8 protein-coding genes are annotated in these 10871 nt (G+C 44.3%); 6 read left to right on the top strand and 2 right to left on the bottom strand.

The window, feature by feature from the left end; translation table 11 throughout:
• Positions 1-113: 113 nt before the first annotated feature.
• Positions 114-1373, bottom strand: a complete 1260-nt coding sequence (locus tag AB4167_RS21380; RefSeq protein WP_136978501.1) for an adenylosuccinate synthase — start codon at positions 1371-1373, stop codon at positions 114-116.
• 214 nt (positions 1374-1587) lie between these two features.
• Here AB4167_RS21380 and AB4167_RS21375 point away from each other — a divergent pair, with 214 nt between their 5' ends.
• From AB4167_RS21375 to AB4167_RS21360, 4 genes are all read left to right on the top strand, one after another.
• Complete coding sequence (locus AB4167_RS21375; protein WP_017059183.1) at positions 1588-2460, top strand: LysR family transcriptional regulator; 873 nt, start codon at positions 1588-1590, stop codon at positions 2458-2460.
• 276 nt (positions 2461-2736) lie between these two features.
• Positions 2737-3732 carry a CDF family Co(II)/Ni(II) efflux transporter DmeF gene (gene dmeF / locus AB4167_RS21370; protein WP_136978500.1) on the top strand — a complete coding sequence of 332 codons (996 nt, stop codon included), beginning with the start codon at positions 2737-2739 and terminating at the stop codon, positions 3730-3732.
• Positions 3710-4126, top strand: a complete 417-nt coding sequence (locus AB4167_RS21365; protein ID WP_017059185.1) for a MarR family winged helix-turn-helix transcriptional regulator — start codon at positions 3710-3712, stop codon at positions 4124-4126. Before dmeF ends, AB4167_RS21365 begins: the two co-directional genes overlap by 23 nt.
• A 618-nt stretch (positions 4127-4744) precedes the next feature.
• A complete protein-coding gene (locus AB4167_RS21360) occupies positions 4745-6469 on the top strand; it encodes a methyl-accepting chemotaxis protein (protein WP_136978502.1) in 1725 nt (574 codons plus the stop codon).
• Between the two features lie 144 nt (positions 6470-6613).
• On the opposite strand, the gene AB4167_RS21355 is transcribed toward AB4167_RS21360, so the two are convergent.
• The gene (locus AB4167_RS21355) at positions 6614-6853 is read right to left on the bottom strand and encodes a PAS factor family protein (RefSeq protein ID WP_004733935.1); all 240 of its coding nucleotides are present in this window, start codon (positions 6851-6853) and stop codon (positions 6614-6616) included.
• Between the two features lie 239 nt (positions 6854-7092).
• Between AB4167_RS21355 and AB4167_RS21350 the strand changes: the two genes are divergently transcribed.
• Positions 7093-8091, top strand: coding sequence for a hypothetical protein (locus tag AB4167_RS21350; protein ID WP_017063978.1), 999 nt, complete (start codon positions 7093-7095; stop codon positions 8089-8091).
• 487 nt (positions 8092-8578) lie between these two features.
• Complete coding sequence (locus AB4167_RS21345) at positions 8579-10768, top strand: immunoglobulin-like domain-containing protein (protein ID WP_136978499.1); 2190 nt, start codon at positions 8579-8581, stop codon at positions 10766-10768.
• Positions 10769-10871 lie beyond the last annotated feature (103 nt).

The following is a 10871-nucleotide window of genomic DNA, read 5'->3' as shown; positions in this document are numbered from 1 at the left end:
CCGCGATGAACCTTTTTTTTTGTCTGTAATTCCTTGTGTTATCTCGTTCTTTATGAACAATCAAAAAAGTCCACTGAATGTGGGCTTTGATGTAGATCTTGTCGTCTTCTAAGCTAAGCTCGAATGATCATTTGCTCGCGCTCAGGACCTACCGATACCATCACGATTGGCACACCCATCAGCTCTTCGATACGAGTAACGTAATCTTGCGCTGCTTGAGGAAGGCTCTCAAACGTGCGGCAACCCGTGATGTCTTCATCCCAGCCAGCCATATCTTCATATACGGGCTTTAGCTCAGCCGTTTGTGGCCAAATCGGGTTCTCTGTGTGCTCTCCTGAGTAAGCAGTACAGATCTTAAGCTCAGACAAACCAGACAGGCAATCGATCTTAGTTAATGCGATTTCCGTTGCAGCTTGCAGTTCAACACCGTTACGAGTTGCTACCGCGTCGAAGTAACCCATATCACGTGGGCGGCCTGTTGTTGCGCCGTATTCGTTAGAGCTTTCGCGGAAGCTGTCTTGCTCTTCCATTGCTGTTACTAGCGTGCCAGTACCAACAGACGAACTGAACGATTTAGCAACAGCGATAACACGTTCAGGACGAAGTGCAGGTAAACCGCTACCAATGCCAGCATAAGCTGCGGTTACATTCGAAGATGTTGTCCAAGGGTATTCACCGTAGACAAGGTCGCGACCTGCGCCTAACTGAGCTTCAAACAGTAGGTTTGCGTCTTGTGATTGCAGCGCTTTAAGCGGCTCAGTTACGTTGCAGATGAACGGGCGCCACGCTTTAGTTACTTCAAGTAGCCATTCTGTCATTTCAGAAGCAGTCTGGGAGAAGTCACATTGAGGGTAGAGCGCTTTAAGCTGAGGCATCTTCCAATCAAGTAGGAATTGAATACGCTGCTCTAAAATTTCAGGTTGATTCAGCCAACCGACAAGAATGCCTTTCTTCATTACACGATCGCCGTACGCTGGTGCAATGCCTTGACGTGTAGAGCCGTAAGCGCCATCGCCCAAACGCTCTTCTTCAAGCGTATCTTCAAGAGCATGTAAAGGGAGACACAGTGTCGCACGATCTGAGATCGCCATTTTCACTTTGATGCCAGCCTCTTGAACTTCTGCAATCTCTTCAGTTAGCGCAGCAGGGCTGATCACCATGCCAGGGCCAAGAACCGCCGTACAATTAGGATTAAAAATACCACTAGGTAGTTGGTGCAGTTTGAATGTACCGAAGTCATTTACCACAGTATGACCTGCATTGTTTCCGCCTTGGAAACGAATGCTAGCAGAAGCTTGGTCTGCTAAAAAATCGACGATGCGGCCTTTGCCTTCATCACCCCAGTTTGCGCCCACAACAACGATAGATGGCATAATTTTTCTCCTAACTGATTGAGGAATCATGTTAGGCCTATAAGGTGGATAAGAGAAATTAATTATCTTTATTATCTTGATAAGGATTTCATATATCCTTAAAGTCTTAAGCTACAAACGAGATTCCCTATCACGTTCGTTCCTCACTGTAGGGAATGACGATGGGGCATTCTTTACTTTTAGGGAATGATATTAGTGACACGAGAGAGAGGACATGATGCTCGATATTAATTTGTTGAAGACGTTTGTGACGCTTGCGGAGTACAAGCATTTTGGGAAAGCGGCCAATGCACTGCACATGACACAACCCAATGTGAGTTTGCACCTAAAACAACTGGAACAACAAACACGCATAAAGTTGATAGAGAGAAGCCCTTTTCAATTGACTCAAGCGGGTGAACGGCTATTGGAAACAAGCCAAAGAACGCTACTCGAACTGCAGATTTGTCAGGCCGATCTCAATGCCATTAACGACCTTAAAATAGGGACGTTAACCATTGCCGTAAGTGACATCATTTCTCGATTTTTGCTAATTCGTCCGTTCCAGAAGTTCAAAGCGCAGTATCCCGGTATTGACCTTACGCTCTTGAATACCACGTCATCTCAGGCATCGAATTTAGTTAAAAATGCTCAAGCGGATATTGGTTTTGTTATCGCCAAAGAGCAGCACAACGAGTCTTTGTATTTCACTAAGCTGCAAGAGCTTTCTTGGTGTGCGCTTGGCGATGGGTTTGATATCCGAGACTCTGATGCAGAGCTTACTTTGATTCTACTAGGTCATGATACGAGAACGCGTGACTTTATTGATGAAGGTTTACCAAGCCTTAATCTACCTAATTATAGGGTGATGGAAGTAGGGAGTGTCGATGCTCAAATCGACTGGGCAGAAGCGGGATTTGGTGTGGCTATTGTCCCGGAGTTTGCGGTATCAACCAAGCAGCACCTGCATTCGAAAGTGACACCATTGACCAACTTCTCGAGCACCAGTCTTGGTTATATTGTTCGGCAGAACCAAGTCTTGTCGAAAGCAACCAAGCAGCTGTTAGGTTGGGTGAATGATGAGATTATTTCATTGCAAAACAAATAAATACAATCATTGAGTTTGACTCAATCAGCCCACCTCGAGTGGGCTTTTTTGTCCCTGGAAAGCCTCGTTTTTACTGAATCAATAATCTTTGGAACAAACTAGCGCTCACCATCAACTATTCGTCCCGCAAATCAGAGTTTCAAAATTCATCGTTGACAAAGTTTGATAATCAAACTAAATTTCAAATTATTACTTTGATTGTCAAATTACTTGTCAATCAAAGGGCTTTTATTTGCAACGATCATCTAACCACAAACACAAGCTAAGGACGCCATTTTGAGTTTTCCAACACGTCACCAACACAACTTTTCTTCACATAACAGTCAAGGTGAGAAACGCACGTTCTATGTCCTGTTATTGACCGTCGTTACCATGGTTGTCGAAATTATTGCAGGTACTATTTACGGCTCGATGGCATTGCTTGCCGATGGTTGGCACATGGGGACGCACGCCGCAGCGTTTGGTATCACCTTATTTGCATACCGTTATGCGAAGAAACATGCCGAGAGCGAACGTTTCTCTTTCGGTACTGGCAAAGTCAGCGTGTTAGGGGGCTACACCAGCGCGATTGCATTGGGGATTGTGGCATTGTTGATGCTGGTGGAATCAGTACATCGTTTGTTTAACCCACAAGCGATTCAGTTCAATGAAGCGATCATCGTTGCTTGTATTGGTTTAACTGTGAATGTGGTGAGTATGTTTTTACTTGGCGATCACCATCATGATCACGGACACGAGCATGGCCACAATCATAGTAAGAATCACGGTCATTCACATAGCCATGAGCACGACAGCGACCATGGTCATAAACATGGCGAGCATCACGGACACCATCATGATCACAACCTACGCGCAGCCTACATGCATGTGTTGGCGGATACTCTAACTTCGCTGCTTGCGATTGTTGCGCTGCTATTTGGTAAGTTTTACGGTTGGAACTGGTTAGATGCAGCAATGGGAATGGTTGGCGCATTCGTGATTGCTAAGTGGACGATGAACCTTATGAAACAAACCAGCCCAATCCTGCTGGATGAGAATATCGACCAAGATTATCGTGACTCAGTGACCAAAACCTTAACGCCTTATGCGTCGGTCACCGATTTCCATATGTGGAAGGTGAGTGGGCATCACTATTCAGCAGCGATTACTCTTGAATCAAACAGTGATAAAACCGTCTCTGAATATAAACAAATGCTCGCCAAGTTTGATAAGATTAATCATCTTACTCTTGAAGTGCATTCAAACGACCATGCGAAATATAGAACAGCTTAACCAAATACTGACTGAGTTCTACGATAAAATGTCTTCGTGGGAGCAGTCTGTTGTCAAAGAGACGGGTTATTCCCTGGCTCAAGTACACACCATTGAAGTACTTGGTATGCATGGCGCGTTAAGAATGAAAGAGCTCGCTGAAAAGTTAGGTATCACCACGGGTACACTTACTGTTCAAATCGAAAAGCTGGTTAAAGCTGAATTGATTGAACGCCATGAACACCCAACAGATCGTCGTGCGATTGTGGTTGCCTTGACGGATGAAGGGCAGAAGATACACGTTCACCACAATCAGCTTCACTTGAATTTGGTTAATGAGCTGACGCAAGATATCGAAGAAGACGAGAAAGCGGTGTTATTGAAGTGCCTAACCAAGATGGTAAAAGCGTTTTAGCCAGCCTTGAATTCGCACCTAACTCTTTAGCTGCAAAGCGATTGACTAGAAAATCAAAAGATGGACCTGACTCGAATTGAGTAGGTCCATTTTTTTCGCCGTTTACGCTCTACTGTACAATCATCAATAGACGGATTCACTGTTTAAAAACCAAGTCAAAACCTCCAATATTGCGCTTCGCTCGTGCTCTTCTGGAGAGCCAAAAAAATGTCATCATAAATAATGCATCCAAATGTGCGTCAAAGTCTTTTAATTCAATGCCTTGTATACCATGACATTCAAGCCATTTATGTTCCGTCAAATAGCTGTCTCTCACTTTTATCATTCAACTAATGTACATGTATTCAATTTGTGTTATTGATGCTTTTATCTTTAGTGAAAAGATTCATTCTCTGTTTGAATACCATTGAGAATGTCACTGCTGGTGGGCTGAACAGTCGCTAGATTTAGTGCTCATTACTGATACAAAAAATATAACAATAACCAGGTCGCGCAAGTTGGATATCCATTCTTTGACGCGATTTATTTAGATACTCATAGTTAATTTAGTAAAGACGAGCCACGTATATGAATATAAAGAAAAAGCTCTATTCGTTGGGGATGTTCTCCATCTTCGGCATGATTTCACTGCTGTTTACCACATCACAATTTGCAGACACCACCGCTCAAATGAGCGAAGCCAAACAAATTACCAAAGAGCTTGAAGTGCGTTTGTTCAACCTTCGCCGTAACGAGAAAGATTTTTTACTGCGTAGCGATATGAAATACCTCGACAAGTTCGACGTAAACTACAACAAATTCTTAGCGTCTGAATCTGAGCTAGATACAGTGCTCAGTGATTTAGGTTTAGCCAACAGCACACACTTACGTGAAGACATCGAAACTTACCACACCAGCTTTGTTAACTTAGTTAAAGCGAGCGAAGTCTATGGGCTATCACGTGACAAAGGTATGCTAGGCGAGTTTCATGTTTTGCTCGATAACATCAGCGCGACAGCCAGTGCGGAACAAAAAATCGAGCTTTACCTGTTCAATGACTTAATTGAGAAGGGGGAGTTTGACCCGAGTGTTCTTTCTATAACTTCAAATATGAGTAGCTCAGCGGCTTTGATAGACGCTGCTCGCCAAGTGGTTGAGCAAAAGCGAGTGATTGGCTTGAAGCACAACGAAGGTCTGCTTGGGCAAGCTCGCTCGGGTTCTCATGCTATCGAAACTCAATTTAAAGAGTTCTCCGCGGTGCTAGACCAACAAACGCAGCAAGAGATGGACAAGCTATCGCTGATCAACAACATCCTTTGCGTCACGCTACTCGTGTCGATCATTCTGTTCAGCTGGTTAATCGTCCGTTCTATCATTGGTAAAATTGAGTCACTGCTTTCGGTGATTCGTAACATCGTTGATTCTAACGACGTGTCTATTCGTTCGCACCTTGATGGCAAAGACGAACTCAGCACTTTAGGCCAATACTTCAACCAACTGTTGGATCAACTGGAAGGGCTTATCGCTGCCTCTCAATCTAAGTCACTGCAACTGACACAAAGCACATCGAACATGCATGATGAGCTAGAGTCAGTAATCAAACAGTTTGAAGTTCAAGCAAATCACACATCTACAATGACAACGTCAGTTCAAGAGATGGTACTCACCATTGGCGAGATCTCTGAAAGCACATCGGTTGCCGCTGAAGGTGTACATCAAGCGAAAGTGAATGCCGATAAAGGCCGTGAAGTGGTGGTTGAAACCATCAGCAACATCACCCAGTTGTCTGAACGTCTTTCAAGCAGCCAAGATTCGATCAGTTCACTGAACCATCATGTTGACCAGATCGGCGATGCAGTAAACATCATCCAAGGCATTGCAGAACAAACTAACCTATTGGCATTGAACGCAGCAATTGAAGCAGCACGTGCGGGTGAACAAGGTCGTGGCTTTGCGGTAGTTGCCGATGAAGTACGCGCACTAGCAAGCAGAACGCATCAATCGACCACAGAGATAACTTCAGTGGTGAGTGCAATTCAAAGCCAGATGCAGGCGTCGATGGCAGAGATTGGCGAGTGTAATCAACAAGGTCAACTAACGCTGAAAGATTCGGAAGAGCTGGATGCGAGCTTGCAACTTATCTTGAGCGACATGGAAAGCATCCAAGGTAATTCAGAACGTATTGCTTCAGCGATTGAAGAGCAGGGCGCAGTAATGGCGCAAGTGAGTGACTCAATTACTGAGCTGAACACTATCTCGAACGACAATAACGCTTCGGCGCAGCATTGCTTAGTTGAAGTGGACAAGGTAGCAGAGCAAGCGAACGATATGGACCAAGCGGTCGCGCAGTTCAAGACTTCATAAACAACATAGAACTTACTAAAACAAAAGGCGTGGATCATCTACGCCTTTTTTGTGCCTGAAATTCAAATAGATAAATGACGAGAATAAAAAACGGCCCGATCTGGGGGAAGATCTGGGCCGTTATATTACGTATTAAAGGGGGGACTACTTATTTCGGCCTTCCAGCACATCCAGTGCCAGTTCAACCGCTTTATCAATATTGTCGCATCCCGCTAACTTACCTGAGCTGATAGGACCAAGCACATTAGCGTATAACGAGAGCTGCTTGTTAAATGGCAGGCTCAACTGCTCATATAAACGCTGGCGAATCTCGGCATGTTGCTCAGGAGCGTGAGCAGCAAGGCTTTTCAAAGTGTCATAAACAAGAGTGGTGGTAGTGTTCATTCGTCTCTTTATCATTAAGTGGGAGGCGCTTATTTTATAATCTTTTCGTATTCTTTTACTGTGACATAAGTCATACAATATTATTAATGTGTTTATCTTTTCAATCTAATGAGAATAAGGCATTCCAAAATAGACTTAAGTATCTGTGAAATATAACTAAAATAATGACAGACTATCGAACACACAAACGAATTGGCGCGTTTCTGGCAAACGGTTAAATCTATAGGAAGAGGAACAACATGCACTACGACGTATTCAACGGAGACGCAGATGGCATAATCGCGTTGTTACAGCTGCGATTAAGTGAGCCAAGAGAGAGCGTGCTCATTACTGGTGTTAAGCGTGATATTAAGTTGGTCTCTCAAGTTGTTACTCAAACTATGGAGCCGGGTAAGCAAGGTGATGTTTCTTCCGTTACCGTTTTAGATGTATCGATGGAGAAAAACCTGCCTGCACTGCACTCACTGCTAGACGCAAACATCAATGTATTTTATTGCGATCACCACCGAACAGGGGATGTCCCAACTTCTAGTCATTTAGATACTCTGATTGATACCGCGCCAGAGAGCTGCACGAGCTTGCTGATTAACCAGAAGCTGAATGGTGCGCATGTGGCTTGGGCAATCGCAGCTGCCTTTGGCGACAATCTAAAAACGGTGGCGGCGCGGCTAGCGGATGAAAATGGATTCGCTCAATCTCAAAAAGAGTTTCTAGAAGAGCTAGGTACCTTGATTAACTACAACGGTTACGGTTCGTCACTCAGTGATTTGCATTTCACGCCAGCTGAGCTCTACGAAACCCTTTATCAATACCCGAACCCGTTTGATCTTTTGGATGATAAAGACTCGGTGTTTTATCGACTGCGAGCTGCTTATCAAAATGATTGCCAGCAGTTATCAAACCTTGCTCCTGTTTATGAAAGTGAAGTCGCACGTGTGTTTGAACTACCAGGCGAGACTTGGGCAAGGCGCATCAGTGGCGTATTTGGTAATGAAATCGTTAATCAAGATCCAAACCGAGCGCAAGCAGTATTAACGAAAAACCAAGACGGCGAGTCTTACACGGTGAGCTTACGTGCGCCATTATCAAATAGAACGGGTGCAGACGAAATTTGCTCAAGTTTTGCGACTGGCGGAGGAAGAAAAGCAGCGGCTGGAATTAATCAACTTAATGAACTTGATAAGGTGAATTTTATTTCACTATTGGATGCATATTATTCATCTGGCACTGACGGTTAACTGAAAAACTCCCGACGTATACATTCAAAATCCTACAAATTCTTGCTCCTATATTCCGTTATACGTGTGTATTGCTAGCACATGTATGATGGCTATATCCAAGCTGTTTTAGTGATATCACTCGCAATGGTATCTGGTCTTAGGTCAGTAATTACGGCGTATTTGGGATGATTTTTGCCGATTTAAAGTTTATTTTTTCCTATCGGTGATTTTTTATATTTTTGGTTAATTATCTTAGTGAATTAAGGTTGATCAAATATTTATATGGTCAATGCATTCAGCCGAAAATAACAGTTTTTAGCATTTCAATTTGAATGAAAAGTCAAAATCATATTGATTCTGATATTCAATCTGTGACTTAAAATCACAAGTTTAATCAAAGGTCATCTTTTCCTATAAATTCCATTACTTCTCTATAAATATTCATGATTACAATGAATTGGTTCGGTTGTGATTGGCACAGCTGTTAAGTAAGGAAGTGGGACTAATGTTGAAACGTAAAGCTCTACAATTAGCAGTATCGCTCGGCATGGCGGCAATGTCTGGCGCTGTTTATGCGAATGGTTCAGATATGACGAATCCAGACTCTGGCGTGGTGGTTGGCTATTGGCATAACTGGTGTGACGGTGGCGGCTACCAAGGTGGTAATGCGCCATGTGTGACGCTGGATGAAGTGAACCCAATGTACAACATCGTGAATGTGTCATTCATGAAGGTCTACGATGTGGCTGATGGTCGAATCCCAACTTTTAAACTGGACCCAACCATTGGGCTTTCAGAACAACAATTTATTGACCAAATCTCGGAACTCAACAAGCAAGGTCGCTCTGTGCTGTTGGCTTTAGGTGGTGCGGATGCACACGTAGAGCTAGAAACCGGTGATGGAAGAGCCTTTGCTGATGAGATTATCCGTCTAACTGAGCGTTACGGTTTCGATGGCCTAGATATTGACCTTGAACAAGCAGCCGTAACCGCAGCAAACAATCAAACCGTGATTCCTGATGCTCTTAAGTTGGTAAAAGACCACTACCGTGCTGAAGGTAAAAACTTCCTTATTACTATGGCGCCTGAGTTTCCGTATCTCACGACAGGCGGTAAGTACGTTCCTTATATCGATAATCTAGAAGGCTACTACGACTGGATTAACCCACAATTTTACAACCAAGGTGGCGATGGTATCTGGGTTGAAGGCGTGGGTTGGATTGCTCAAAACAACGATGCGTTAAAAGAAGAATTCATCTACTACATTTCTGATTCGCTTATCAACGGAACGCGTGGCTTCCACAAAATCCCACATGACAAGCTCGTGTTTGGTATTCCTTCAAGTATCGATGCTGCAGCGACAGGTTTTGTGCAAGAGCCACAAGATTTATACGACGCATTTGATAGCCTAACGGCGCAAGGCCAACCGCTACGTGGTGTAATGACTTGGTCTATTAACTGGGACATGGGCACCAACAAAAACGGCCAACAATACAACGAGCAGTTTATTAAAGACTACGGCCCGTTTGTACACGGTCAAGTAACGCCACCACCAGTAGAGGGTGAGCCTGTTCTTAAAGGTGTCGAAAATACGCGTGTTCTTCACGGAACAACGTTTGATCCTATGGATGGCGTAACGGCAACAGACAAAGAAGACGGCGATCTAACGTCATCAATCGATGTTGAAGGATACGTCGAAACCAGTGTTATTGGTACTTACGTTCTAACTTACCGAGTGAAAGACAGCGATGACAACGAAACCACTAAAGCAAGAACGGTAGAGGTTTACAGCCAGAAGCCAGTATTTAATGGCGTATCTGACACAACCGTTGTGTTGGGAACTGCGTTTGATGCTATGGCAGGCGTGACGGCGAATGATGCTGAAGATGGCGATCTAACAAGCACCATCACACACACTGGCAGTGTCGATGTAAATGAAATCGGCAACTACACGCTTGTGTATAGTGTAACAGATAGCGCGAACCAAACTGTAACCGCTGACCGTAAAGTGTCTGTAACTGATGGTTCTAACTGTGCTGCTGCATGGGATGCCGACACCGTTTATGTTGAAGGTGACCAAGTATCTCATGACGGTTCAACGTGGGGAGCAGGTTGGTACACTCGCGGCGAAGAGCCAGGAACAACAGGTGAGTGGGGCGTTTGGAGAAAAGTTTCAGATTCTTCATGTGGTGGTAACCCAGATCCGGGCGATGACTTAGAGCTTTCGGTTTCAGGACTTCAATCACAATATGCGCCAGATAACGGCAACGTGCGTTTAGATCTGACACTGACATCAAATGAAGCATTAGATGTTACCGCTATGGTGATCAACAGTGCAGGTACTGTGGTTGAGCAAACTAAGGTTAACGTAACGGACAGCCGTGCTATTACCATCGACTTATACGATGTAGCGGAAGGGCAATATGCACTTGAAGTAGTCGGTAAAGCATCTGACGGTGAAATGGTGATGGTAAACGATTCGTTCGCTGTTAAAGACGGTGGCGGAACAACACCTCCTCCAGGTGATTACCCTCCATATGAAGCGGGCACAAACTACGCAGCGGGTGACATTGTGGTCGGCAGCGATAATGGCTTGTACGAATGTAAGCCTTGGCCATACACGGCATGGTGTGCAAGCGCGTCTTACGCTCCAGCAGATAGCCAATACTGGCAAGATGCTTGGACAAAGCTGTAGTCTGATAGCTCAACGCTAGCAATATAAAGTAGACGATCAAAGAGAGGCCATTGTGCCTCTCTTTTTTATGGTGCGCCGAGCACGGCGTTGATCTAGGAGGTGA

Source organism: Vibrio sp. 10N.286.49.E11, from assembly GCF_041469505.1.
GTDB lineage: Bacteria > Pseudomonadota > Gammaproteobacteria > Enterobacterales > Vibrionaceae > Vibrio > Vibrio crassostreae_C.
The sequence above is the reverse complement of the archived record's forward strand: the minus strand, read 5'-3'. Positions and strand labels throughout refer to the sequence as shown.

Excerpts from the sequence above, each read along its gene's own strand:
- AB4167_RS21380 (WP_136978501.1), bottom strand. The coding sequence starts at position 1,373 with ATGCCATCTATCGTTGTTGTGGGCGCAAACTGGGGTGATGAAGGCAAA.
- AB4167_RS21375 (WP_017059183.1), top strand. The coding sequence starts at position 1,588 with ATGATGCTCGATATTAATTTGTTGAAGACGTTTGTGACGCTTGCGGAG.
- AB4167_RS21365 (WP_017059185.1), top strand. The coding sequence starts at position 3,710 with ATGCGAAATATAGAACAGCTTAACCAAATACTGACTGAGTTCTACGAT.
- AB4167_RS21360 (WP_136978502.1), top strand. The coding sequence starts at position 4,745 with ATGATTTCACTGCTGTTTACCACATCACAATTTGCAGACACCACCGCT.
- AB4167_RS21355 (WP_004733935.1), bottom strand. The coding sequence starts at position 6,853 with ATGAACACTACCACCACTCTTGTTTATGACACTTTGAAAAGCCTTGCT.
- AB4167_RS21350 (WP_017063978.1), top strand. The coding sequence starts at position 7,093 with ATGCACTACGACGTATTCAACGGAGACGCAGATGGCATAATCGCGTTG.
- AB4167_RS21345 (WP_136978499.1), top strand. The coding sequence starts at position 8,579 with ATGTTGAAACGTAAAGCTCTACAATTAGCAGTATCGCTCGGCATGGCG.